The following is a 25373-nucleotide window of genomic DNA, read 5'->3' as shown; positions in this document are numbered from 1 at the left end:
GGCAACCCGACAGGTTGCCCTTTTTCATGGGAGCGAAACTTACGCCGCACTAAACAATTTGTGCGGATCAATCACAAACTTCTTCGGCACGCCCGCATCGAACTCGCCGTAACCTTCTGGCGCCTGATCGAGGCTGATCACCTGCACGCCCACCACTTCGGCAATGTTGATGCGATCCCACATGATCGCCTGCATCAGTTGGCGGTTGTACTTCATCACTGGGGTTTGGCCGGTGTGGAAGCTGTGCGACTTGGCCCAGCCCAGACCGAAGCGAATGCTCAGGCTGCCCATTTTTGCCGCAGCGTCGACGGCACCCGGATCTTCGGTGACATACAGGCCCGGAATACCGATCTTGCCCGCCACGCGGACCACGCCCATCAGCGAGTTGAGTACGGTGGCCGGTGCTTCCGATTTGGCACCGTCATGGCCGTGACCGCGGGCTTCGAAACCGACGCAGTCCACCGCGCAATCTACTTCCGGTTCGCCCAACAACGCGGCGATCTGTTCGTGCAAAGGTGCGTCTTTCGACAGGTCAACAATTTCAAAACCTTGAGCCTTGGCGTGAGCCAGGCGGATGGTGTTGACGTCGCCGATGATCACCACCGCCGCCCCCAGCAGACGCGCGGAAGCGGCAGCGGCCAGACCGACCGGGCCGGCGCCGGCAATGTACACGGTGCTACCCGGGCCGACGCCCGCTGTCACGGCGCCGTGGTAACCGGTCGGGAGGATGTCGGAGAGGCAAGTCAGGTCGCGGATTTTCTCCATGGCCTTGTCCCGGTCCGGCAGTTTCAGCAGGTTGAAGTCGGCGTACGGCACCAGCACGTATTCGGCCTGGCCACCGGTCCAGTCGCCCATGTCGACGTAACCGTAAGCACCGCCGGCTCGGGCCGGGTTGACGGTCAGGCAGACGCCGGTGTGTTGCTCTTTGCAGGAACGGCAGCGCCCGCATGCAACGTTGAACGGTACCGAGACCAGATCACCGATTTTCAGGTTTTCGACGTCGGAGCCTTTTTCGATCACCTCGCCGGTGATTTCGTGGCCCAGCACCAGACCGGTCTGCGCCGTGGTACGGCCGCGCACCATGTGTTGGTCGGAGCCGCAGATGTTGGTGGAAACCACTTTGAGAATGACCCCGTGCTCGATCTTGCGACCGCGCGGGTCCTGCATTTTCGGATAGTCGATTTTCTGTACTTCGACCTTGCCCGCGCCGAGATACACCACACCACGATTGCCAGACATGCTTTCACCTCGCTGTTGTTTTTATGGAACCGCGTTGCCCAGGCAGGCAGCGCGTTAAATGCTCGGTAAATCAAAAGATCGCAGCCTTCGGCAGCTCCTACATGAATCGCACCCTCCTGTAGGAGCTGCCGAAGGCTGCGATCTTTTAGCGATCTAGAGAACGACGGTGCGATTGGCGTTCAGGAACACGCGCCGCTCAATGTGATAACCCACGGCCCGCGCCAGCGTCAGGCCTTCGATATCGCGCCCCTTGGCAATCAAATCCTCAGGGTAATGACTGTGATCCACCGCCTCGACGCCTTGGGCAATGATCGGCCCTTCATCGAGATCGTTGTTGATGTAATGCGCCGTCGCGCCCACCAGTTTCACGCCCTTGTTGTAGGCCTGGTGATACGGCTTGGCGCCCTTGAAACCCGGCAGCAACGAGTGATGAATGTTGATCGCCTTGCCATCGAGCTTGCGGCACAACTCCGGCGACAGCACCTGCATGTAGCGGGCGAGGATCACCAGTTCGGCGCCGGAGTCTTCGATCACCTGCCACACCTGACGCTCCTGCGACGGCTTGTCGTTGGGGTCGAGGGGGAAATGGTAGTAGGGAATCTGGTGCCAGTCGGCCAGCGGCTTGAGGTCAGGGTGATTGGAGACCACCGCCGCAACGTCCATCGACAACTGGCCGATGCGCTGGCGGTAGAGCAAGTCGTTGAGGCAGTGATCGGCTTTGGAGACCATGATCACCACTTTTGGCCGGTAGTTTGGCGCCGTCAGTTCGAAGATCATGCCGAAGGACTGGCCACGTTCGGCGAGGCCTGCGCGGAAGGATTGCTCGTCGAAACCGTCAGGCTGACGGAATTCCACGCGGATGAAAAAACGCCCGGAGAGGCGGTCATCGAACGAATGGTGCTCGGTGACGTAGCAACCCTGCTCGAACAGAAAACGCGTCACCGCGTCCACGGTGCCGAGGACGCTGGGGCAGTCGGCGGTCAGAATCCATGTGTCTGGGGCGCGGCTCATGGTGCGGTGGCTCCTGTTCTTTGTGCGGGGTGTCAGGTTTTTCCCTCACCCTAGCCCTCTCCCAGAGGGAGAGGGGACTGACCGTGGTGTTGGTTCGAGCTACGCCGACCTGAAAATCTGAAGGTGAATGCAGATCGCAAAAACACCCGAGATCGGCTCCCTTTCCCCCTCTCCCCCCTGGGGGAGAGGGCTGGGGTGAGGGGGTGGCTCTTGATCTATCAGGCCTGGACGCTGAGGCCGTACTCAGCCGAAGCATCCTGCAACCACAACCACCAGTAATCCGAGAAGCTACGACGAATCAGCAGTTCCCAGGTGTCTTCAGCGGTATGTCGAATCATCAACTGCGACTTGGCGAACACCGTGCCGACCGCTTTACCCACCGGAAAACTGTTCGGGTGCACGTCATAGCTGGTCGATTTCATCAGCACCTGACGCACATTCGGCCCGCTCAGTTCGAGCACTTGCTGGCCGCCACTGACGTTGACGATCGCGATGTGCAGATCGCCCAGCGCTTCACGCAGTTTCTGTTCAGCAGCGAATTCTTCACCGCTTGGCACGATCAGCAGCCATTCGTCCGGGCCCATCCATTGCAGGCTGGTTTCACCTTTGACGATGACGCTGAGGGCGCCAGGCAGTTCGATGCCCAAGGCCTTGTGCACACCGGCGGCGAACGCGGCATCGTGGCCGTCGCCACGAATGGTCAGATGGCCGAGGAGTTTCTTTTCCCGCACGATCACGCCGGCGTTTTTGCGGCCCTTGCCGACCAGGCTGGCGAGGTCGGCATGCTGCAGCGACGACTCGGCCTTGGCGCCGGTAGTCGGGCGTTGTTGGTAAATATTGGCTGTGGTCATAAAGCACCTTCCTGAATTCTTGATCGTTCCCACGCTCTGCGTGGGAATGCCGCCATGGACGCTCGGCGTCCGCTCTTGGGACGCAGAGCGTCCCGGGATGCATTCCCACGCAGAGCGTGGGAACGATCAGTGTCAGATGTTCTGGCGATCACCCTTCGGGTCGAAGAACACCGAAGAAACAATCTCCGCCTCGATCACGCTGCCATCCGCCAGCGGTGCAAACACCCGCTCACCGAGGCGCTTCAGACCGCCCTTGACCACACCCATGGCAAACGAATAACCGAGGGAGTTGTGCGCGTAGCTGGAGGTCACGTGGCCGACCATGGTCATCGGAATCGCCTGCTTGGTGTTGAACACCAACTGCGCACCTTCCGGCAGCCACACGTTCGGATCGATCGGCTTCAAGCCGACCAGTTGCTTACGCTGATCCTTCACGCAGTCTTCACGGTTCATGCCACGCTGGCCGATCCACGAGAACGGTTTGGTGCGACCGACGCACCAGCCCATGTTCAAGTCGTCCGGGGTCATCGAACCGTCAGTGTCCTGACCGACAATGATGAAACCCTTCTCGGCGCGCAGGACGTGCATGGTTTCAGTGCCGTACGGGGTCAGGTTGTACTGCTTGCCGGCCTCGACGATTTTCTCCAGCACGCCCATCGCATAGTCGGCCTGCACGTTGACTTCGTACGACAGTTCACCGGTAAACGAGATGCGGAACACCCGCGCCGGCACACCGCCGACCAGACCTTCTTTCCAGGTCATGAACGGGAACGCTTCGTTGCTTAGATCAATGTCGGTCACGGCGCTGAGCAGCTTGCGGCTGTTCGGCCCGGACAGGGTCATGGTCGCCCAGTGGTCGGTGACGGAGGTGAAGTAAACCTTCATGTCCGGCCATTCGGTCTGGTGGTACAGCTCCAGCCATTGCAGCACGCGCGCCGCGCCGCCGGTGGTGGTGGTCATGACGAAATGGTTGTCGGCAAGACACGCCGTGACACCGTCGTCGAAGACCATGCCGTCTTCTTTGCACATCAAACCGTAGCGAGCCTTGCCCACGTCGAGTTTGGTCCAGGCGTTGGTGTACACGCGGTTGAGGAACTCGCGGGCATCCGGGCCTTGAATGTCGATCTTGCCGAGGGTCGAGGCGTCGAGCAGGCCGACGCTGTCGCGCACGGCTTTGCATTCGCGCTTCACGGCGGCATGCAGGTCTTCGCCGTTTTTCGGGAAGTACCAAGGACGCTTCCACTGACCGACGTCTTCAAACTCGGCGCCGTTCTTCACATGCCAGGCGTGCAGCGCGGTATGACGCACCGGCTCGAAAATGTGCCCACAGTGACGACCGGCGACGGCGCCGAAAGTCACCGGCGTGTAGTTCGGGCGGAACATCGTGGTGCCCATCTGCGGGATGGTCACGTTCAGCGAGCGGGCCGCGATGGCCAGACCGTTGACGTTGCCGAGCTTGCCCTGATCGGTGCCGAAGCCCAGCGCGGTGTAGCGTTTGACGTGCTCGACCGACTCGAAACCTTCGCGGGTCGCCAACTCGATCGCTGCAGCGGTCACGTCGTTTTGCAGGTCGACGAATTGCTTCGGCGCCCGTGCGGTGTTCTTTTCATGCGGCACCTGGAACAGCGCCAGCGTCGGTTCTTCATGACGGCTCAGGGCTTTCGGCAGCACGCCTTCAACAGTCTGGAAACCAGCTTCAGCGGCAGCACGTACGCCGCCTTCAAAACCGTCAGCGAGCGAATCGCCGAGACCGTATACGCCGTTGATGCCACCGACGCACACGCGTTTCTGCGGGGCTTCGCCCGGTACGAAACCGAGGATGTCTTCACGCCAGGTCGGCTTGCCACCGAGGTGCGAAGCCAAGTGAACAACCGGGCTGTAACCGCCGGAACTGGCGATCACATCGCAGTCGAGCCATTCGCCCGGGCTGGTCACGGCGTGCGCTTTGACATCGATCGCGGCAACGCGGGCAGCGGTCACACGCTTGCTGCCACGGGCTTCGATCACGGCACTGCCAGTCAGAATGCGGATGCCTTTGGCACGCGCCTCTTCCACCAGCGCACCACGCGGATTGCTACGGGCATCGGCGATGGCCACCACTTGCAGACTGGCGTCGAGCCAATCCAGTGCGACGCGGTAGGCGTGATCGTTGTTGGTGCTGAGGACAAGCTTCTTGCCCGGCGCTACACCGTAGCGACGCACGTAAGTCGACACCGCACCAGCGAGCATGTTGCCCGGCACGTCGTTGTTGCCGTAAACCAGCGGACGCTCGCAAGCGCCGGTCGCCAGCACCACACGCTTGGCGCGGACACGGTGAATACGCTGACGCACCTGACCGATTGGCGCACGGTCACCGAGGTGATCGGTAAGACGCTCGTGAATGGTCAGGAAGTTGTGGTCGTGGTAACCATTGACCGTGGCGCGCGGCAACAGCAGCACGTCCGGGGTGTTCTTCAGTTCAGTGATGACACTGGTGACCCAATCCATCGCCGGTTTGCCATCGAGGCTTTCACGCGAGTCGAGCAGGCTGCCGCCGAATTCTTCCTGCTCATCGGCCAGAATCACTCGGGCACCGCTGCGCGCAGCAGCCAGAGCAGCGGCAAGACCGGCAGGGCCAGCACCGACGATCAGCACGTCGCAATGCTGGTTCATGTAGTCGTAAGTGTCCGGATCGACTTCGGTCGGCGAACGGCCCAGACCGGCAGCCTTGCGAATGTACTTCTCGTAGGTCATCCAGAACGATTGCGGGTACATGAAGGTTTTGTAGTAGAAACCCGGCGGCATCAGCTTGCCGCCGACCTTGCCGAGAATGCCCATCATGTCGTTGTTGACGCTCGGCCAGCCGTTGGTGCTGGTCGCAACCAGACCTTGATACAGCGCCTGTTGCGTGGCGCGCACGTTGGGGATCTGCGTAGCTTCTGTCGCGCCGATCTGCAGCACCGCGTTCGGCTCTTCGGCACCGGCGGCGAAGATCCCGCGCGGACGCGAATACTTGAAGCTGCGACCAATGATGTCGACGCCGTTGGCGATCAGCGCGGCGGCCAGCGAGTCACCCTCGAAGCCTTTGTAGCTCTGACCGTTGAAGGTGAAGCTCAGCACTTTGTTGCGGTCGATCCGTCCACCGTTGGACAGGCGATTGGTCTGGCTCATACCTTCTCTCCCAGCGCCGTCGTGGCTGTTTTCGCAGAATCAGCCTTGTCGGTGAATTGCGGCTTGGTGCCGATCTTGTAGGTCTCGAGAATCTCGTAGGTCACAGTGTCGCGAGTGACGTTGAAGTACTGACGGCAACCGGCAACGTGATCCCACAGTTCGTGGTGCAGACCGCGCGGGTTATCGCGGAAAAACATGTAGTCGCCCCACTCCTCGTCGGTGCAGGCGCCAGGGTCGAGCGGGCGCGGAATGTGCGCCTGACCGGATGCGTGGAATTCCTCTTCGGAGCGCAGTTCGCCGCAGTGAGGACAGAAGATATGCAACATGGGGATTTCTCCTGTTAGTGGGCGACGGCAGCAGCGCCGTGTTCGTCGATGAGTGCGCCGTTGTGGAAACGGTCGATGGAAAACGGTGCGGCCAACGGGTGCATTTCACCCTTGGCCAGACTCGCGGCAAACACGTTGCCCGAGCCAGGTGTGGCTTTGAAACCACCGGTGCCCCAACCGCAGTTGAAGAACATGTTCGGTACCGGGGTTTTCGAAATGATCGGGCACGCGTCCGGCGTGGTGTCGACGATGCCGCCCCACTGACGGTTCATGCGCACGCGCGACAACACCGGGAACATCTCGACGATGGCCTGAATGGTGTGTTCGATCACCGGGTACGAACCGCGCTGGCCGTAGCCGTTGTAGCCGTCGATACCGGCGCCGATCACCAGGTCGCCCTTGTCGGACTGGCTGATGTAACCGTGCACGGCGTTGGACATGATCACGCTGTCGATAATCGGTTTGATCGGTTCGGACACCAACGCTTGCAGCGGGTGGGATTCGATCGGCAGACGGAAACCGGCGAGCTTGGCCATGTGTCCGGAGTTACCGGCCGTGACCACGCCGACGCGCTTGGCGCCGATGAAACCCTTGTTGGTTTCAACACCGATGCACACGCCGTTTTCCTTGCGGAAACCGATCACTTCGGTCTGCTGGATCAAGTCCACGCCGAGCGCATCGGCGGCACGCGCGAAGCCCCAGGCCACGGCATCATGACGGGCGACGCCGCCGCGACGCTGAACGGTCGCACCCATCACTGGGTAGCGGGTGTTTTTTGTGCAGTCGAGGTACGGAATCTCGTCAGCGACTTGCTTGGCGTTGAGCAGTTCGCCATCGACGCCGTTGAGGCGGTTGGCGCTGACCCGACGCTCGGAATCACGGATGTCCTGCAGGGTGTGGCACAGGTTATAGACGCCGCGCTGGGAGAACATCACGTTGTAGTTGAGATCCTGCGACAGGCCTTCCCACAGTTTCATCGCGTGTTCGTAGAGGTGCGCTGACTCGTCCCACAGGTAGTTGGAGCGAACGATGGTGGTGTTGCGCGCGGTGTTACCACCGCCCAGCCAGCCCTTTTCGACCACGGCGACGTTGGTGATGCCGTGTTCTTTCGCCAGATAGTAAGCAGTCGCCAGACCGTGCCCGCCGCCGCCGACGATGACCACGTCGTAGACCTTTTTCGGCGTCGGCGTGCGCCACATGCGCTGCCAGTTTTCGTGGTGGCTGAGGGAGTGTTTGAAGAGGCCGAAGCCCGAATAGCGTTGCATAGTCAGTTACTCCAGAACACTCAGCGATAAACCGGGAAGTCTGCGCACAGGGCCGACACTTGCTGGGCAACATTGGCCTCGACATCGGCATCACCGAGGTTGTCGAGGATGTCGCAGATCCAGCCAGCCAACACTTCGCACTGAGTCACCTTGAAACCGCGCGTAGTGACGGCCGGGGTGCCGATGCGCAGGCCCGAGGTCACGAACGGCGATTGCGGGTCGTTCGGCACGGCGTTCTTGTTGACGGTGATGTGCGCACGGCCGAGGGCGGCGTCGGCGTCTTTGCCGGTCAGGCCCTGACGGATCAGGCTGACCAGGAACAAATGGTTGTCGGTGCCGCCGGACACTACATCGTAGCCACGTTTGATAAATACGCTGGCCATCGCCTGAGCGTTTTCGATCACTTGTTGCTGATAAGCCTTGAAGCCCGGCTCCAGCGCTTCCTTGAAGCACACGGCTTTACCGGCGATAACGTGCATCAGCGGGCCGCCCTGAGCGCCGGGGAAGACGGCGGCGTTGAGCTTCTTCTCGATTTCTGCGTTGGACTTGGCCAGGATCAGCCCGCCCCGTGGACCGCGCAGGGTTTTGTGCGTAGTGGTGGTGACCACGTCGGCGTACGGCAGCGGGTTCGGGTACAGACCGGCGGCGACCAGACCGGCGACGTGGGCCATGTCGACAAACAGCAGCGCGCCGACCTTGTCAGCGATCTGACGGAAGCGCGGGAAATCGAGAGTCTTCGAGTAAGCGGAGAAACCGGCGACGATCATTTTCGGCTTGGATTCGACGGCGAGACGCTCGACTTCGTCGTAATCGATCAGCCCGGTGTCGGTGTTGATGCCGTACTGCACAGCGTTGTAGAGCTTGCCCGAGGACGACACTTTGGCGCCGTGGGTCAGGTGACCGCCATGGGCCAGGCTCATGCCGAGGATGGTGTCGCCCGGCTGGATCAGCGCCAGGTAAACAGCGCTGTTGGCCGAGGAACCGGAGTGCGGCTGGACGTTGGCGTAATCGGCGCCGAACAGTTGCTTGGCGCGTTCGATGGCCAGCGCTTCGACTTTATCCACATGCTCGCAACCGCCGTAGTAGCGCTTGCCCGGATAACCTTCAGCGTATTTGTTGGTCAGGCCGCTGCCTTGCGCTTGCATCACGCGCTTGCTGGTGTAGTTCTCCGACGCGATCAGCTCGATGTGATCTTCCTGACGTTGCTCCTCGGCATTCATCGCCGCCAGCAGTGCATCGTCGTAACCCTGGATCTGGTCTTGCTTGCTGAACATCGCGTCTCTCCCAGCGGCATCTGTGCGCCATTCGTCTCGGTAAGGCACTGGCAATCACGGCAGTGCCCTTTGATGCCGATGGTATGACCGGCGCAGACAGCTCAAATGCCTGCGCGCGCCACGCAAAGGTGCGTTTACGACATGGCTGGAAATGACCCAAAGAATGCATCCCCCTGTAGGAGCTGCCGAAGGCTGCGATCTTTTGACTTTGATTTTCAAGATCAAAAGATCGCAGCCTTCGGCAGCTCCTACAGGGGTTAGGCGAGCAACTGGCGGACGGCGAGCAATAGGAGGAAATGCGCGGGATAAAGGGCGTAAGCCCAGCGACGCATTGGCGGTGGCTGCAGATGTCGCACATGTCGCAACAGGAACATTCCGAGCACTGGCGCAAACAGACACGCGGCAATCCCAAGAATGGCCACGCTACTGCCGAACCTCGCCGAGTCGTAAAGCACTTGCCATTGATTCGCTGCGAGGCATACCAATCCCGGCAAAAGACTGAAATACCACGGCCGACGAAACACCAGCAGCATTGCCAACGGCAGCACAACCCCGAAGAACCCGAACATCAGCCGCTCCGGGAAAACCATCGCCAGCACCAGCGCAGCAACACCGAGCAATCGCGACATCACCGATGGATCCTGCCACCCCCGCGCCACCAGCAAACCCAACGCCAACGTCGGCAGCACATTCAACGTATCCGGCTCCGGAATGTACAACCGATACGGAATCTCGCTCACCGCACTGAACAGCATCAACCACCCCAGATACCGCCACTCCATCCTCCGCGACCCATCGCGCGCCAGATTTGCCGCCATTGCCAGACAAAACCACGGAAACGCCAGCCGTCCCGGCACATACAGCCAATCGGCGGAGAACCCGACATATCGCAGGTGATCGAGCAACATGCTCAGCAGCGCCAGCCACTTGAGCAGATCCAGCGCGCCGTCGCGTTTAGTCAGGTGCATAATCGGCCTGCGTCCATGTAATGTTCTGCCAGCGACATCCCGTGTGCTCCCCGGAAGATCTTCGGTAAAGTGCGCACCCTCATTGACCACGAGCCTTCACAAGAGTCTCGACCACGGAAGCCGGCCATGACCGACAAGAGCCAACAATTCGCCAGCGACAACTACTCCGGTATCTGCCCTGAAGCCTGGGCTGCCATGGAGCAGGCCAACCACGGCCACCAACGCGCTTATGGCGACGATGAATGGACCGCACGCGCGTCCGATCATTTCCGCAAACTGTTCGAAACCGACTGCGAAGTATTCTTCGCCTTCAACGGCACCGCCGCCAACTCGCTGGCCCTGTCGTCACTGTGCCAGAGTTACCACAGCGTGATCTGCTCGGAAACCGCCCACGTCGAAACCGACGAATGCGGCGCGCCGGAATTCTTCTCCAACGGCTCGAAACTGCTGATCGCCGGCACTGAAAACGGCAAGATCACCCCGCAGTCGATCCGCGAAGTCGCGCTCAAGCGCCAGGACATCCACTACCCGAAACCGCGCGTCGTGACCCTGACCCAAGCCACCGAAGTCGGCAGCGTCTACACCCCGGAAGAAGTCCGCGCCATCAGCGCCACCTGCAAAGAACTCGGCCTGCACCTGCACATGGACGGCGCGCGCTTCTCCAACGCCTGCGCCTTCCTCGGCTGCTCGCCAGCCGATCTGACCTGGAAGGCCGGCGTTGACGTACTGTGCTTCGGCGGCACGAAAAACGGCATGGCCGTGGGTGAAGCGATCCTGTTCTTCAACCACAAACTGGCGGAAGATTTCGATTACCGCTGCAAACAGGCCGGGCAACTGGCGTCGAAAATGCGCTTCCTATCGGCACCATGGGTTGGCATTCTCGAAACCGACGCCTGGCTGAAATATGCGCGCCACGCCAACCACTGCGCGCAATTGCTGGCAGAACTGGTCAGTGACATTCCGGGCGTTGAACTGATGTTCCCGGTGCAGGCCAACGGCGTGTTCCTGCAACTCTCGGAACCGGCCATTGCCGCGCTGACCGCGAAGAACTGGCGCTTCTACACCTTCATCGGCAAGGGCGGCGCACGCTTCATGTGCTCGTGGGACACCGAAGAAGAACGCGTCCGCGAACTCGCCCGCGACATCCGCGAAGTCATGTCCGCCTGACCTGACGCCACCGCACTGATCGTTCCCACGCTCCGCGTGGGAATGCCTCCTGGGACGCTCCGCGCTCCTGCTCCACCACAGATGTAAAGCTGAGCACCGCTATGACGCTGAGCGTCAGTGGCTGCATTCCCACGCGGAGCGTAGGAACGATCTTCGGCCGGGAATGACTTTTCCCACCGTAAGACCAGACTTCTCTTCTAGCGAGAAAATGCAACCCGGCTCATCCTGATCACTCCCACGCTCCGCGTGGTAACGCATCCCGGGACGCTCCGCGTTCCATTCCCGTCGCACCGCAAGATTCAAGGAAGAATCCCATGGGCCGCAGCCGCTACACCATTACCGAAACCGACAAACCGCATTTTCTGACCTGCACGATCATGGAATGGTTACCGCTGTTCATCCGCCCCTACATCGTCGACCACCTGCTCAACTGCTGGCGTTATCAACAGACTCATCACGATCTGAAACTGTACGGCTACGTGATCCTGGAAAACCATCTTCACTTCGTCGCCCAGGCGCCCGACCTGAGCAAATGTCTCAGTCAGTTCAAATCTTTCACCGCTCGACAGATTATTGATGACCTGCAAAGCAAAGGCGCTGATAAAGCACTGCAACGGCTTCGCTTCAGCAAACGCGCACACAAGCAGGATCGCGTGTATCAGCTGTGGCAGGAAGGCTCCCACGCAGAGATGGTTTATAGCGAATCGGTCATGCGCCAGAAACTTGAATACATTCACAACAACCCGGTCAAACGCGGGTATGTGGATTTGCCGGAGCATTGGCGTTATTCGAGCGCCAGCAACTACGTGGGAATGCCGGGACTGATTGAGGTTCAGTGCTGGTACTGATAAGGGACGCGGAGCGTCGACGGCTGCATTCCCACGCAGAGCGTGGGAACGATCGAATCCCTTCCCTCCGCACTGATCGTTCCCACGCTCCGCGTGGTAACGCATCCCGGGACGCTCCGCGTTCCAGACTCACCGTTGTCGACATCCTTAACACCGCTATGACGCGGAGCGTCAGTGGCTGCATTCCCACGCGGAGCGTGGGAACGATCATGGCGTAGACAGTGTTACCTGATCTGCTTGGTCTACATTGTCTGTCGAGCCCTCCGCTCACATTACAATAAGCAGGAGCATCGGCATGTCGTTACAAGGCAAAACCCTGTTCATCACCGGCGCCAGCCGTGGCATTGGCCGTGAGATTGCGCTGCGTGCCGCGAAGGACGGGGCCAACATCGTCATTGCGGCGAAGAGCGCCGAACCCCACGCCAAACTGCCCGGCACCATTCACAGCGTCGCCGCCGAAGTCGAAGCGGCGGGCGGCAAGGCCTTGGCATTGCAGCTGGATGTGCGTGATGAAGAGGCGGTGCGTCAGGCTCTGGCCCAGGCCAACGAACATTTCGGCGCGATCGATGCGCTGGTGAACAACGCTGGGGCGATCAAGTTGACCGGTGTGCAGCACATCGAACTCAAGCGTTTCGACCTGATGCACCAGATCAACACCCGCGCGGTGCTGCTGTGCAGCCAGGCCGCCCTGCCCTATCTGAAGAAATCCGCCGGGCACATTCTCAACCTGTCGCCGCCGCTGAATCTGGCGAACAAATGGTTTGCACAGTTCAGCCCTTACACCGTGACCAAGTACGGCATGAGCATGCTGACGCTGGGGATGAGCGAGGAATTTGCCGGTTATGGGATCAGCGTCAATTCGCTGTGGCCGCAGACGATGATCGCTACGGCGGCGATTGAGTTTCAGTTGGGGAATCGGGAGTCGTTCAAGCAGGCGCGCCTGCCTTCGATCATGGCGGATGCGGCGCATGTGATCCTGGCTAGCCGCGAGCGACAGATCACCGGCCGGTTGTTGATTGATGAGGAGATTTTGCGCGAGAGCGGCGTGACGGAGTTCGGTCAATATCGCTTTGATCGAGAAAGCGACGCGGCGTTGATGCCGGATTTGTTTATCGACTGAAAAGCCCCTCACCCTAGCCCTCTCCCGGAGGGAGAGGGGACTGAATGGGGGATATTTGAGGATTTCGCCGACCTGAAACTGTTTTACCGAATCCATAGTCGACTCGATATCTCAAGTCGGTGTACCTCGTGAGAACAACTCGGTCAGTCCCCTCTCCCTCTGGGAGAGGGTTAGGGTGAGGGGCAGCTTGAGTCTGGCGCGGACTTCAGAACTCGATCCGCACATCCCCCTTCGGCACGCTGCAGCAAGACAGAATGTACCCCTCGGCTTCGTCATCCTCGGTAATCCCGCCGTTGTGCTCCATCTCCACTTCGCCCCCCAGCTTAAGCACCTTGCACGTCCCGCAAATGCCCATGCCGCACGCTTTTGGAATCATCAGCCCCAGCTTGGCCGCCGCCGCATGCACGGTTTCACCCGGGGCCACACGAATGCTCTTGCCGGACGAGGTGAATTCAACCTGATGCAGATCCGCCGCATCGATTTCCGGCGCATCGGCTGCCTGTTCGGCCTGTTCCACTGCATCGGCACGGGCTTCCGGCGGCGTGGCGCCAAAGGATTCCTCGTGGTACCGCGACATGTCGTAACCGGCCACTTCCAGCAGGCGCTTGACCGCGTTCATGTACGGCGTCGGACCGCAGCAGAACACCTCGCGTTCAAGGAAGTCCGGCACCATCAGCTCAAGCATCTTGTGATTGAGGTAACCGCGATACCCAGCCCACGGCTCACCCAAGCCGTGCTTCTCACAAATCAGGTGCAAGCTGAAGTTGTCGATCCGCGACGCCATATGCTCCAGCTCGCGGTGATAGATGATGTCTTTCGGCGAACGCGCGCTGTGGATAAAGGTCATGTCGACGTTGGCGTTGGTGTCGTAAAACCAGCGCGCCATCGACATGCACGGCGTGATGCCGACGCCGCCACTGAGGTACAAGACTTTCGGGCTCGGAAAGTCGATGGCATTGAACAGCCCGACCGGCCCGTGCACCGCCAACTCTTGCCCCTCGTGAAGCGTGTCGTGCAGCCAGTTGGAAACCTTGCCACCCGGCACGCGCTTGATCGTCACCGAAAAGCTGTACGGCACCGACGGCGAACTGGAGATCGTGTACGAGCGCATGATCGGCTGGCCTTCGATTTCCAACTCCAGGGTGACGAACTGCCCGGGTTTGAAGAAGAACAGGATAGGCTGATCAGCCATGAAGCAGAAGGTGCGCACGTCCCAGGTTTCCTGGATGACTTTGACGCAACGGACGATGTGTCGGCCATTGGCCCAGGTCTGGGTGGTGACCGGATTCAGGAAGCTGTTGGACATGCTGTTCTCCACGGCCGACTGTCGGCCTCATGTCGGCGATTCTGCGTATAGCGCAGACCGTCCGTTTACCTATCCGCGACATCGGCATACTTATCGCGACCAGCCCCCAACCACCGGGGGTTGCGCGTCGGGAACAGATTGCACCATGTCGCCCATGGATAAGGTTGCGCCCTGCGCCGGGCCCACACTCGCCCCAACACCAAGACAGCTTCTTTACACCTTGCGTAGCACCCGTTGCAGCACACCTGATCAGCCACTTTCGCCGGCCACGCAGATGGCCTTGAGGATTACATCGATGGACGTCACCGCAAAAATCAGCCTGGGCGATCCGCTGGAACCCGCACGCAAGGCCACCGCACAAATGCTCCAGGAGCGCGAGCGGACGTTTTCGCTGCCACAGCCGTTCTATAGCGACGAGCGGCTGTTCGATATCGACATGCAGGAGATCTTCCAGAAAGAGTGGTTGATCGCCGGCATGACCTGCGAGATCCCGGCCAAGGGCAACTACCTGACCCTGCAGATCGGCAAGAACCCGATCATCGTCATCCGAGGCGCCGAGGGTGTGGTGCATGCGTTCCATAACGTCTGCCGCCACCGTGGCTCGCGCCTGTGCACCAGTGAAAAAGGCAAAGTCGCCAAACTGGTCTGCCACTACCACCAGTGGACGTACGAGCTGGACGGCCGCCTGCTGTTCGCTGGCACCGAAATGGGCGCCGACTTCGACATGAAGCAGTACGGTTTGAAACCGGTGAACGTGAAGACCGCCGGCGGCTACATCTTCATCAGCCTGGCCGAGAACCCGCCAGCCATCGATGACTTCCTGTCGACACTGAACCACTACATGGAACCGTACGACATGGAAAACACCAAGGTGGCGATCACCACCACCTTGATGGAAAAGGCCAACTGGAAACTGGTGCTGGAAAACAACCGCGAGTGCTACCACTGCAACGCGTCGCACCCGGAATTGCTGAAAACCCTGCTGGAATGGGACGACGTCACCGACCCGCGCGCCGATCAGGCGTTCAAGGATCACGTCGCCGCCTCCGCTGCAGCGTGGGAAGCCGAAAAGATTCCTTATGCCCACGCCAGTTTCGGCCTGCGCAACCGCATCGTGCGCATGCCGCTGCTCAAGGGCACCGTGTCGATGACCCTCGACGGCAAACAGGGCTGCGCGAAACTGATGGGCCGGATCAAGAATCCGGATCTGGGCTCGATGCGCATCCTGCACCTGCCGCACTCGTGGAACCACTGCATGGGCGATCACATCATCGTCTTCACCGTGTGGCCGATCAGCGCGCAGGAAACCATGGTCACCACCAAGTGGATCGTGCACAAGGACGCGGTCGAGGGCGTGGATTACGATGTCGAGCGCATGCGCCAGGTGTGGGATGCGACCAACGATCAGGATCGGCGTCTGGCTGAGGAGAACCAGCGCGGGATCAACTCGACGGCGTATCAGCCAGGGCCTTATTCGAAGACCTATGAATTTGGCGTGGTCAACTTCGTCGACTGGTACAGCGAGCGCTTGCTGAACAACCTCGGCGCCGAGCCTGCGCCGTACCTCAAAGGCGTCCCCGTCCAAGGCTAAAAGCAAAGGCTTCGCGAGCAGGCTCACTCCTACAGGGGAACGCATTCCAACTGTAGGAGTGAGCCTGCTCGCGATGGCGTCAGAACAGTCACCGCCTCATTTGGATGACCACCTCACCGATCCATCCTCACCAATAAACTCCTCAAATATCTCCTCCCCCACCAAGCGGATCTTCGCGTACCCGTTCAACACCCGCAGCGGATACGCCGGATCCTTGGCATCCTGCGTCTCCGACCACAACACCCGCGAATGCCCGTTCAGCTCACTGGAACTGCCATAGGGAATCGCCCCGTGCCCTGCGCAACGCGCGTGCAAACCGCCCTGCTGCGCATAAACGATGCCGTTGTGCAGATGCCCCCAATACCAATAGTCCGGCTCACGCCCCAGTGCATCGCACACCGGTTGATACAACGCAGTCTCGTTGTGCCCGGAAATATCGAAGCCCTGATGATGGCTGAGCACCATGATTTTTTTGCGTTTCGGCAGACCTTTCATCCACTCGATCTGCGGCTCGTTCAACATGCCGTCCATGTACAGGTTCATCGCGTCCGAGGCGTAGGCGGAATCCAGCCCGACCACCAGCCAGTCATCATTGATCAGCGCGAAATAACTGGTGCCCTGCTGCCCGGGAAAACGCTTGGCCAGTTCCTTAAAGTAGCCGTGGGCGCCGCTGTACATCTCGTGGTTCGAGTTGAGGGTGAACGAGCCGTGCGTCCCCATCGGCCAGCCCGCCATGTCGACGTCTTCCTGGGAATGACTGCCGGCGTAATACACATCGCCCAGATGAATGGTGAAATCGGCCTGAGCCAGTTGCATCTGATTGGCCACCGACACCGCTGGTGCGTGGCTGTCGAACGGCCCGGTGCCCCAGTCACCGGCAATCGCCAGGGTCACCTCACGGTCCATTTGCACCACCGCCGGGTCAGTGCCGAACGTCGCGTGATGGCGCAGGTTCTCGATCCACTTCAGCAGCGCCTCACTCCACAGCAGATCGAGCAGTTCCCACTTGCGACAGCCAAGCATCGTGCCGTCCTTGAGCACCCGGGTCGCCAGTTGATCCGGCGATTGCGGCAGCGGTGTGGCGTTACCAATACGCAGGATCGACAGACCATGGGACAACTCCCACGGTACGGCGGGTTCGTCGTCCGGCAACTCGCCATTTTTCAGCACGTACTGCGCCTGATCATGGCCGCGCTGCAGCAACTTGATGATCGCTTGAAACTCCTGCGGCTCCAGCTCGCTGATGAGTTTCATCCAGGCCATTTCCATGCGCGTGAACAAGCCGTGAATGCGCACTTTGACCTTGTCGTACTCGTGTTCCCAATGACTGACCAGTGACATGGCGTAATCCTCTCTCCGTAAGGTTCACAGGGTTTTCATGAATTCGATGAGCGCGCGTTTGTCGTCGTCCGACAGGGTTGTGCCGTACAGGTGACCGCTGTTGTGGTTACCCTCCAGCCGCGTGTCGTATTTGAAGTCGGCCGAGGCCTTGGCCTGGGCGCCGCTGGTGACAAAACCAACGTTGACCGGATCGTAGATGTCGGAACCGGTGATGAACGTCTGCGGACGTTTTTCCGCTGGTTGCAGCAAGTCCCACAGCGTCGGTACCGAGCCGTTGTGCAGGTACGGCGCGCGCAACCAGACGCCGTCGGTGGGCGTGTTGCTGTAGCTCTGAGTTTTGCGATACGCGCCGAAATCAAACGGCGGTTTCTTGAAGGAATGGAACGCGGCCACCAGACCGGTGGTAAACGAATCGAGCCGGTGCGGATCGGTGCCGAGCTGGTCGATGTTGGTCGTGACCTGCCCGGTATCGGCGCGGCCGAAGTCATGACAAGCGGCGCAGTTGGCCTCCCAGATCGGTTTGCCCTGCGCGACTTTTGCTTGATCCAGCGCCCACGGCCACGCCGGCGCCTTGTGCCCGAGCAGCCAGTTGGTCACGCGATTGAAGCTCGGCGGCAACACCGATTCCGGCGTCGCACCGACGGCCATTGCCGCGGCGTAGTTGCGTTCGTGGATCTTGTTGTTATTGCCATCCCAGTGCAGGTACATCGATTCGCGCGGTTGCTGGTTCCACACCTGCGGCAAATCGACAGTGCCGATGGTCGAGTCATCCGGGAAGCCGAACACGACCATTTTCGTCGGGTTGAAGGTATCCGTGCGGCCCGGGCCCTGTTGCGGACGCAGTTTCTGCCAGGCGTAGGCCTGTTTCTGCTTGAGCAGTGCGCTTTTTGCCATCGGCATGATCAGGTAGCGGTTGTAGAGTTTTTCGAAGAAGCCCAACTGAAACTTGCTGTTGATCGCCGCCATCACCGCGTCGGTGGTGAATTTCGGGTCGCTGGCGCAATCGTAGGCGAACCACTGGAAGGCTTGCAGTTGCAGGGTATTGGCCGGTGCACTGGGTACATTGACGGCGACATCGCTGGCATTGGCGCGGTAGGAACCGGTGTGGCACAGCGCGCAATTCGGCTCAACCGTCGGGTAGCCGATCTGTCGCTTGGCCATGCCGATCGGCAGCTCCTTGCCGCTCTCGAAGAGGAAGCCGAAGACTTCCCAACCACCGGGTTTGGGCATTTTCTCCGGGCACATCTGCGGCAGCACCGCGAACAGGTAATACGGAATACGCGCTTCGATACCGAGGCCAATGGCGGCGTACTTGTAGTGGTCTTCGTCGGAGGCATATTCCTGCTCGGGAACGACGCGGAGCATCTGATACCAGGTTTCGTAGCCGATAAAACCAAGCACCGCGACCACGATCAGCGTGCCGACTTTGAAGGCGTGACTCTGCCATTGCCGCGCCCACGCCGCGCGCCACTCGCGCCAGCCATCGCAGAGCAGCGCCCATGGCCGATTCTGCGGCGCGGTGCCCAAGTACAGCAAAATGCCGAGAATCAGAAAGAAGCTCAGATCGCCCATCAACATCGGTACGAACACCGAACCTTGAATACTGGTGTTGATCAGGTAAATCCAGAAGATCACCGCGATCAACCGCGTCAGCACACACAGCCAGGAATGCACCACGTATCGCGGTGCGTTGAAACCCGACGGCATGTAAAACACGCTGATGCCGACCAGCAGCATCCCGGCGTTTTCCAGCCATGGGTCGGAGAGTTGCGGCGGCAGCCCGACCACCGATGTCAGCAACCCCGGCGCGAACAGCGCGGGGATGGCGAACACCATGTTCATGGCAATGCCGATCCAGATGAAGCGTTGAAACCAGCGGATGTAGCTGTCCATATCATCCATTTCCTTGTCTGAATTGCGAACACGACACTGCACCTGTAGGAGCTGCCGCAGGCTGCGATCTTTTGCCCTTCAAGATCAAAAGTTCGCAGCCTGCGGCAGCTCCTACAGGAGAGGGTCAGGCCTGAGCAGTTTTCTCCAGGTGTTCAAGGATGATCGGGTAGACATCGACCACTGCGTTCTTGCCGAACATGCAGTCAATGTGGCCATAGCCCGGTACCACTTGCCGGCTGTAACGCTCCGGCCCGTGCATATCGCACAAACGCTGGTAGGTCTTGAGAGTACTTTCCGGCAGGTAACACTGGTTCTCCGCCCCGCTGATAAAGCAGATCGGCATGGTCAGCCGATCAAAGTGCGGCATGTACACATCGTTGCCTTTGAAATCCACCAGATGCCCTCTGCGCACGATCAGCGCCAGATGCTCGAAGGTCTCGATGTTCGATTCGCCGAACAACTCGTGCAGGTTGTCGTGCAGGGTTTCGTTGAGGGTGTCGTGGCGATACAGCGACGCGTACATGAAGGTGATGCGGTGGCACACCGGATTGGTGCAATAACCCTGCGCCTCGATCCGCGCATAACCGTTGAGGGCCTTGTCGTAGAGTTTGTTGAACCAGTTTTCCTTGCTGTCGGCGTAAGCGGTCATCGACTTGATGCCGATGGCATCGAGCATCCCCGGCAAATGCAGACCGGCTTTCAATCCGGTGGCGGTAGCGACCACGGTGTCCGCAGCAATCTGCGAGCAGACCACCGAACGCACGCCCTGCAAACCGGCGAGTAGCGACATGAAGAACGTCGTCGCGCCGTAGCAATGCACCACGCACTGCACATCGCGGGCGTTGGTTTGCTGCTGAATCTGCGCGATGGCAGCCTTGAAGTCGTATTGCGCGATCTGGTCGCCGTTCCACTCCTTCTTGCTCGCCGGCAGCAGAATGCTCACGCGAAAATCCAGCAGCCACACGTCATAATCGTGCTTGCACAGGTATTCGAGCAGGTTGGTTTGAATGGTATCAGTGGAGAAGATGTTCGAGCCCACACCCAAGCCATGCACCAGCATCACCGGGCCTTTGCTGCCGGCCTGATAACGCGTCAGGCGCAATTCGACGCCATCTTCGGTGGGGAAAAAATGCACTGCCGGAACCGGTGCATCCAGCGGCCGCTTCAACCGTGGCGGTGCATCCGGATTGAAGTAGATATCGCCGGCAAACACGCCGCCGTAGCTTTCCCAGAGAATCCCGGCGAAGAACTTGCCGAACCGCGCCAGCCCTTCGATGCGCTCACGTTCGTTACGCGCATTGAGGACCTTCATGGTGGTCATCTGCTTGGCGAAATCGGTCGGATGAATGTGCATCACCCCGGAGCCGATCACCTCGCCGGTCTTGTCGGGGCCGCGATACAAGGTCACATAAAGGGTGCTGGTGTCGTGCCAGATGTTCAGCACGCCATTGTCTTCCGGCACGGTTTTGAAGGCGCTGAAGAAATAGTCGTTGCCGTCCTCGGCAGTCAGTTTCATGTCGTATTTCATGTGGCGTGTATCGACCTGCTGCTCGAATTGTTCGAACAGGTTGAACACGCCGTTACTCGCGGTCAGCGGCTGTGCTGACAGCGCCGGCGCGATGACGGTGCCGACAATCGTGGCCGCGTGCTCGGGTTCCTTGATCATCCGGTTGAGGTCGTTGGCGGTGATGGTCAGGGTGAAGTCGATCGGCGAGTTATCCGCCTCGCCGCGCTTGGCTGCCGCTTCGTAGACTTTCAGATCGGTGCTTTGTGCCGCGGTGAAGGCGCGGGAGAAGTATCCTTTCATGGTTTCGGTGAACTGCACGCCAAGGGTTGGCGGCGCCACCGGTTTGCGCGGGGCCGACGGCAGCGTGTAGTCGATCTGCCAGCCACGGTCGGCGGCGAGCAAACCCATGTTGCGTTCACTCACGGCAGAGATGGTCAGCAACGGATTGACCGCCAGCGACGTCGGAATCACCGCGCCGTCAGTCACGTACAAATTGGTGTAGACATCGGTGCCACTGGCGCCGCTGAACACTTGGCCTTTGTGATTGACCACGCCTTGCGCGGCGTCTTCACCCATCACGCAACCGCCCAACGGATGCACGGAGACGATGCTGTGCTTGAGCAGTTTGGTCCAGATCGGATTCTCCACCCACACGCCGCCGAGCGCCTTGGTGCTCTGCTGCAAACGCTGGTTGCCGAGTTTGAAGTTCTCCTGCTCGCCAACGCCGGGCCAATCGATGCGCAGTTGATCTTTGTTGTCGAGGACCATCCGCCCCTGACCGCTGTCATGGCTCATGATCAGGTAGGTCTGCATGTTGTGCAGCGCGCCGTAATACGGGCCGCGCAGGAAGCTTTCGGCTTCGCGCTCCTTGTATTTCACCTTGCCGCTGAAGCTGTCATCGGTGGCCACGCCGATCATCTCGGCGAAACCCGCCATGCTCGGCACCATCGGCCGGCCGAGCGCGCCGGGGATCGAGCCTTCTTCGATGACCATGCGGCTGCGCCAGTCGCCTTCGGTGCGCATGTCGATGACCGAGGTGATGCACGGGCCGACCGGGTGCAGTTCCTTGGCCGAATGTGCGCCGAAACCGATGCCGTTGATGACCTGCTCGCAGTTGTGGCCGAAGCCGAGGATGTCGCCGTTGCCGCTCATGTTCTCGCCGAGTTGGCCGGACATCACCACGCCTTTGTCGCGCGAACGCAGGAGGATTTCGGTCGAGCCAAGTGTGCCGGCGGAGACCACGACGATATCGGCCTTCACGAACAATGTCGGCGCGCTGAACATTTCACGCCCGCTGTCGAGGTACTGGAAATGCACGATCCAGCCGTCACCGTCGCGCTCCAGATGGCGCACCTCGGCCTGACAGAAAATCTCTGCGCCGTGGTTCCAGGCGTCCGGCAGATAGTTCATCAACGTGGTGTTCTTGGCTTTGTTGTTACAGCCCGAGACGCAGTCGCCGCACTGATTGCACGGCAGCTGCTCGACACCGACGTGGTTGAGGTTATTCGGCAACTTGTCGAAGGTCACGTTGATCGGCGGCTTGTAGAAATGCGCACCTTGCTTGAGAAAATCAGCCGATTTCTTGTTGGCGTCGAGCTTGGGCAGGTTCGGCGAAGTGCTCGGATAAGGAGTGGGTTTGAGCATCTCGCGAGCGCGGGCATAACCGTCCTTGAGCAGCGTGTCGCGGTGTTCACGCACCGCTTGCGGCCAGCGCGGGTCGTCGAACACACCAGGCTCGGGCTCAAGGGCTACGTTGGCATTGATCAGCGACGTGCCACCGAGGCCGCAACCGACCACGACGTTTTGCTGGGCGTTGATGTGCAAGTCGAACAGGCCGGTGCGCGAACCGATATGACCATCAGGGTCATGCACCTGCAGCTCTTCGGTGGCGGCGATCATGGTGTTGGGGTATTCGCCGGGCTGGATTTCCCGGCCGCGCTCGAGCAGGCACACACGTTTGCCGGCACGGGACAGGCGCGACGCGGCAATGCCGCCGCCGTAACCCGAGCCAATGACAATCACATCGTAGTGTTCCTTGATCTCGCTGATGGGCGTTGCGATCCGTGTCATGGGGTGCATCCTCTAATCAGGCAGATGGGGCAACTCTGCGGTTGCCTGCAATCGATGGGCGAACGGACACCTGGCCACCGGATCAAGTCCGGCGACAGCACAGCGGTCTGGCAGGTTGGCGCGCTACAGGCGAGCGTGCTGATTGGCGGCACGACGCAGCGTGCGCTTGCGGGGAAAGGGCGGGGAGCGGTGTGAGCGACTATCCATCATGCGTTCTCCCAGAACCTGATGTGGATAAGTGACGGCTGTCCTTGTGCCATTGCAGTGAAGACAGCAGCGGATTCGAAGTCAAGGCAACGCCTTAGAACTGTATGAAATGTGATCAAGTGCCGTTTGCACTATGGCGGGCGGGGCTTATCGGGTTCGACGAACAAGTTATCCACATAGCCACCCACAGCAAATGGGGGTAACTGTGGATGAGTGGGAAAATAACTCGCTGATTTGCGAAGAAAAATCGTGACTTATCCAGAAGGACGGTTTGCGAGGCGCATTGGTCGTTTTTTGATCATATCCTCGTAAGCCCCGGCCTGCATGGCCTGTAGCAGATGGCGAACACGTTATCCACAGAAGCGCCAACAGAGATCGGGGGTAACTTTGCCTTGTCTGTGGAAAAACCCGCAAGGCTGTGAAAAATCACTCTTCGATAGACAATTTGTCGAACACAACCGTAAATTGAACAAATATTGACCAATACTCTGTAAGCCACGTTTTATAAGGCTCGCAGCGGATAGCGAACATCTTATCCACAGAAGCGCCAACAGAGATTGGGGGCAACTTACGCCGTTATCCTGAGGAAAACCCTCGGAAAAACCGTCACTTAGGCTGGTCGTTTTTTGATCTGCGGGCTGCAAGCCACGATTGACGTGACTTGCAGTGAGGCGCGAACACCTTATCCACAGACTGACCAACAGGGATTGTGCGTAAACGCTGCCCGGTGGATAACCGAACGTTAAGCGCGGTGCATCAGATAAGCCGCACCGGTCACCCGAATCAGCGGATGCGGTGCCACCTGGCAGGTTTTGATGATGCCGAAGCCATGGCGCTCGTAGAAACGCCGCGCACCGGTATTGGCCGCATAGTCGATCAGGCTCAAACCGTTGAGCGCCAACTGATCGGCGCGCGCCTGGGCATGCTGGAGGAACTGCACGCCCAATCCCTGATTGCGCCAGCCTTCGTGCAGCGCCAGGCTGGAGATGTACAACGAATCCGCTACTTCCATATCGGCATACGGCGCCAGCACCGGATCGGTGGGCGGCGTCGGATCGGGATCTTCGCGCATGGCATAGCTGTGCATCATGCCAACGACCCGCCCATTGGCCTCAGCGATCAGGCAATTCTGCCAAGAGAAATCCACGTCGTCGCGGGCATAACGCCGTTCGCCGACATCCAGCAGCGCTTCCCCAGGCTCGGCCAACTGACTCCAGATGTAATCCGCAGCCCCCTCCGAGGAAATCTGAAACAAGCGGGCAATCTCACGCGCATCCGTACGCCGCGCAGGTCGAAACTCAACAGTCATTCACATTATTCCTTTGGCGAACCCACTGACCTGTAGGAGCTGACGAGTGCAACGAGGCTACGATCTTTTGATTTTGTTTTCAAAGATCAACGTCAAAAGATCGCAGCCTCGTTGCACTCGTCAGCTCCTACAGAGATTTGGGGGGGGCGGGGCTAGCGGACGACGCCTTCTTCAATCAACAACTTGAGGATGGCTTCGGCACCGGCCTGCGGGGTGACGCCTTTGAGCACTTGCCCACCGCCGCCACTGGCTTTGGCGGTAGCGGCTTTCATGCGGTCGGCGCCGCTTTTGGCTTTGATCACTTTCAAGCGTTTAGGCCGTGGTTTGGCCGATTGCAGGGTGGCAACCGCGAGGAGTTCATCGTCGACAACCTCGACATCAGCAGCCTCCAGAATTCCGCGTCGCGCCGGGCCGTAAGCGCTCTGCCGAGGCTTCGGCGCGGCGTTATCCACAGTCGCGAGGAACGGCAGCTTCACCTTCAAGCGCCGCCGTTGCCCGCGCGGTAACGCTTGCAGCACCAGCGCCGAGCCGTCGTTGATCGATTCGACCTGCGCCAATCCGACCACCAGCGGCCAGCCCAGACCTTCGGCCAGCAGGAACGGCAACATCCCCGAACCTTCACCGGTTTCCGCCTGGCTGCCGGTCAGTACAACTTGGGCGCCCGCTTCGCGCAGGTACGCGGTCAGCGCCGGCAAAGCATCGGCGCCAGCAGGCTGCTCGAGCACATGCATCTGCTCCAGGCCCATGCCCAGATAAGCGCGCAACGCCGGTTCCGCAACGTCGCCGGCATGCAGCACTTGCAGGTTATCCCCAGCCAGTTGCAGACCGAGTTCCACGGCGCGCGCGTCCTGATCGGCGCGGCGCGGCCGCCCGGAGGTCGGGTGGGCGCCAATTGAAACCAGACTGATAATCTTCGTGTTCATAGCGTTT

18 protein-coding genes are annotated in these 25373 nt (G+C 60.0%); 4 read left to right on the top strand and 14 right to left on the bottom strand.

Going from position 1 to position 25373, the window contains the following annotated elements; all coding sequences use genetic code 11:
• Positions 1–39 precede the first annotated feature (39 nt).
• From fdhA to QOL84_RS21995, 8 genes are all read right to left on the bottom strand, one after another.
• A complete protein-coding gene (fdhA, locus tag QOL84_RS22030) occupies positions 40–1239 on the bottom strand; it encodes a formaldehyde dehydrogenase, glutathione-independent (protein ID WP_008086916.1) in 1200 nt (399 codons plus the stop codon).
• 153 nt (positions 1240–1392) lie between these two features.
• A complete protein-coding gene (gene purU / locus QOL84_RS22025) occupies positions 1393–2250 on the bottom strand; it encodes a formyltetrahydrofolate deformylase (protein WP_283438536.1) in 858 nt (285 codons plus the stop codon).
• 218 nt (positions 2251–2468) lie between these two features.
• Positions 2469–3101, bottom strand: coding sequence for a sarcosine oxidase subunit gamma (locus QOL84_RS22020; RefSeq protein WP_283438535.1), 633 nt, complete (start codon positions 3099–3101; stop codon positions 2469–2471).
• 132 nt (positions 3102–3233) lie between these two features.
• The gene (locus QOL84_RS22015; RefSeq protein WP_283438534.1) at positions 3234–6251 is read right to left on the bottom strand and encodes a sarcosine oxidase subunit alpha; all 3018 of its coding nucleotides are present in this window, start codon (positions 6249–6251) and stop codon (positions 3234–3236) included.
• Complete coding sequence (locus QOL84_RS22010; protein ID WP_007913119.1) at positions 6248–6577, bottom strand: sarcosine oxidase subunit delta; 330 nt, start codon at positions 6575–6577, stop codon at positions 6248–6250. The genes QOL84_RS22015 and QOL84_RS22010 overlap by 4 nt, the downstream gene beginning before the upstream one ends.
• Before the next feature lie 14 nt (positions 6578–6591).
• A complete protein-coding gene (locus QOL84_RS22005; RefSeq protein ID WP_129395820.1) occupies positions 6592–7842 on the bottom strand; it encodes a sarcosine oxidase subunit beta in 1251 nt (416 codons plus the stop codon).
• A gap of 20 nt (positions 7843–7862) precedes the next feature.
• Positions 7863–9116 (bottom strand): serine hydroxymethyltransferase, encoded by a 1254-nt coding sequence (locus QOL84_RS22000; RefSeq protein ID WP_283438533.1) that lies wholly within the window; start codon positions 9114–9116, stop codon positions 7863–7865.
• A 257-nt stretch (positions 9117–9373) separates the two neighbouring features.
• Positions 9374–10084 carry a TraX family protein gene (locus QOL84_RS21995; RefSeq protein WP_283438532.1) on the bottom strand — a complete coding sequence of 237 codons (711 nt, stop codon included), beginning with the start codon at positions 10082–10084 and terminating at the stop codon, positions 9374–9376.
• A gap of 126 nt (positions 10085–10210) precedes the next feature.
• Here QOL84_RS21995 and QOL84_RS21990 point away from each other — a divergent pair, with 126 nt between their 5' ends.
• The 3 genes from QOL84_RS21990 (at position 10211) to QOL84_RS21980 (ending at position 13219) form a co-directional block, all read left to right on the top strand.
• On the top strand, positions 10211–11251 hold the full coding sequence (locus tag QOL84_RS21990) for a threonine aldolase family protein (protein WP_064119210.1): 1041 nt from the start codon (positions 10211–10213) through the stop codon (positions 11249–11251).
• Between the two features lie 314 nt (positions 11252–11565).
• Positions 11566–12099 carry an REP-associated tyrosine transposase gene (locus tag QOL84_RS21985; protein WP_102359030.1) on the top strand — a complete coding sequence of 178 codons (534 nt, stop codon included), beginning with the start codon at positions 11566–11568 and terminating at the stop codon, positions 12097–12099.
• A 295-nt stretch (positions 12100–12394) separates the two neighbouring features.
• Positions 12395–13219 carry an SDR family oxidoreductase gene (locus tag QOL84_RS21980; protein ID WP_283438531.1) on the top strand — a complete coding sequence of 275 codons (825 nt, stop codon included), beginning with the start codon at positions 12395–12397 and terminating at the stop codon, positions 13217–13219.
• Between the two features lie 205 nt (positions 13220–13424).
• On the opposite strand, the gene gbcB is transcribed toward QOL84_RS21980, so the two are convergent.
• Entirely contained in the window at positions 13425–14525 is a 1101-nt protein-coding gene (gbcB, locus tag QOL84_RS21975) for a glycine-betaine demethylase subunit GbcB (RefSeq protein ID WP_283438530.1), read from the bottom strand.
• A 295-nt stretch (positions 14526–14820) separates the two neighbouring features.
• Here gbcB and gbcA point away from each other — a divergent pair, with 295 nt between their 5' ends.
• Entirely contained in the window at positions 14821–16116 is a 1296-nt protein-coding gene (gene gbcA, locus QOL84_RS21970) for a glycine-betaine demethylase subunit GbcA (RefSeq protein ID WP_008083155.1), read from the top strand.
• Positions 16117–16212: 96 nt separating this feature from the next.
• Here gbcA and QOL84_RS21965 read toward each other — a convergent pair whose 3' ends face one another.
• From QOL84_RS21965 to etfB, 5 genes are all read right to left on the bottom strand, one after another.
• Positions 16213–17457: a metallophosphoesterase family protein gene (locus tag QOL84_RS21965; protein WP_283438529.1), complete on the bottom strand. Its 1245-nt coding sequence runs from the start codon at positions 17455–17457 to the stop codon at positions 16213–16215.
• A 24-nt stretch (positions 17458–17481) separates the two neighbouring features.
• On the bottom strand, positions 17482–19350 hold the full coding sequence (locus tag QOL84_RS21960) for a c-type cytochrome (RefSeq protein ID WP_283438528.1): 1869 nt from the start codon (positions 19348–19350) through the stop codon (positions 17482–17484).
• 124 nt (positions 19351–19474) lie between these two features.
• A complete protein-coding gene (locus QOL84_RS21955) occupies positions 19475–22927 on the bottom strand; it encodes an alpha/beta fold hydrolase (RefSeq protein WP_283438527.1) in 3453 nt (1150 codons plus the stop codon).
• Positions 22928–23876: 949 nt separating this feature from the next.
• Complete coding sequence (locus QOL84_RS21950) at positions 23877–24443, bottom strand: GNAT family N-acetyltransferase (RefSeq protein ID WP_283438526.1); 567 nt, start codon at positions 24441–24443, stop codon at positions 23877–23879.
• Between the two features lie 152 nt (positions 24444–24595).
• Complete coding sequence (gene etfB, locus QOL84_RS21945; protein ID WP_129395831.1) at positions 24596–25366, bottom strand: electron transfer flavoprotein subunit beta; 771 nt, start codon at positions 25364–25366, stop codon at positions 24596–24598.
• Positions 25367–25373 lie beyond the last annotated feature (7 nt).

This window comes from Pseudomonas helmanticensis (assembly GCF_900182985.1).
In the GTDB taxonomy this organism is placed as follows: domain Bacteria; phylum Pseudomonadota; class Gammaproteobacteria; order Pseudomonadales; family Pseudomonadaceae; genus Aquipseudomonas; species Aquipseudomonas helmanticensis.
Note: the sequence above shows the minus strand (reverse complement) of the source record. Positions and strands in the feature narration are given on the sequence as shown.

Bases quoted from the DNA above. Each gene is read 5' to 3' on its own strand.
- QOL84_RS21980 (WP_283438531.1), top strand. From the start codon at position 12,395: ATGTCGTTACAAGGCAAAACCCTGTTCATCACCGGCGCCAGCCGTGGC.
- QOL84_RS22005 (WP_129395820.1), bottom strand. From the start codon at position 7,842: ATGCAACGCTATTCGGGCTTCGGCCTCTTCAAACACTCCCTCAGCCAC.
- QOL84_RS22020 (WP_283438535.1), bottom strand. From the start codon at position 3,101: ATGACCACAGCCAATATTTACCAACAACGCCCGACTACCGGCGCCAAG.
- gbcA (WP_008083155.1), top strand. From the start codon at position 14,821: ATGGACGTCACCGCAAAAATCAGCCTGGGCGATCCGCTGGAACCCGCA.
- QOL84_RS21955 (WP_283438527.1), bottom strand. From the start codon at position 22,927: ATGACACGGATCGCAACGCCCATCAGCGAGATCAAGGAACACTACGAT.
- QOL84_RS21985 (WP_102359030.1), top strand. From the start codon at position 11,566: ATGGGCCGCAGCCGCTACACCATTACCGAAACCGACAAACCGCATTTT.
- QOL84_RS22015 (WP_283438534.1), bottom strand. From the start codon at position 6,251: ATGAGCCAGACCAATCGCCTGTCCAACGGTGGACGGATCGACCGCAAC.
- etfB (WP_129395831.1), bottom strand. From the start codon at position 25,366: ATGAACACGAAGATTATCAGTCTGGTTTCAATTGGCGCCCACCCGACC.
- purU (WP_283438536.1), bottom strand. From the start codon at position 2,250: ATGAGCCGCGCCCCAGACACATGGATTCTGACCGCCGACTGCCCCAGC.
- QOL84_RS22010 (WP_007913119.1), bottom strand. From the start codon at position 6,577: ATGTTGCATATCTTCTGTCCTCACTGCGGCGAACTGCGCTCCGAAGAG.
- QOL84_RS21950 (WP_283438526.1), bottom strand. From the start codon at position 24,443: ATGACTGTTGAGTTTCGACCTGCGCGGCGTACGGATGCGCGTGAGATT.
- QOL84_RS21965 (WP_283438529.1), bottom strand. From the start codon at position 17,457: ATGTCACTGGTCAGTCATTGGGAACACGAGTACGACAAGGTCAAAGTG.
- fdhA (WP_008086916.1), bottom strand. From the start codon at position 1,239: ATGTCTGGCAATCGTGGTGTGGTGTATCTCGGCGCGGGCAAGGTCGAA.
- QOL84_RS21960 (WP_283438528.1), bottom strand. From the start codon at position 19,350: ATGGACAGCTACATCCGCTGGTTTCAACGCTTCATCTGGATCGGCATT.
- QOL84_RS21990 (WP_064119210.1), top strand. From the start codon at position 10,211: ATGACCGACAAGAGCCAACAATTCGCCAGCGACAACTACTCCGGTATC.
- gbcB (WP_283438530.1), bottom strand. From the start codon at position 14,525: ATGTCCAACAGCTTCCTGAATCCGGTCACCACCCAGACCTGGGCCAAT.
- QOL84_RS22000 (WP_283438533.1), bottom strand. From the start codon at position 9,116: ATGTTCAGCAAGCAAGACCAGATCCAGGGTTACGACGATGCACTGCTG.
- QOL84_RS21995 (WP_283438532.1), bottom strand. From the start codon at position 10,084: ATGCACCTGACTAAACGCGACGGCGCGCTGGATCTGCTCAAGTGGCTG.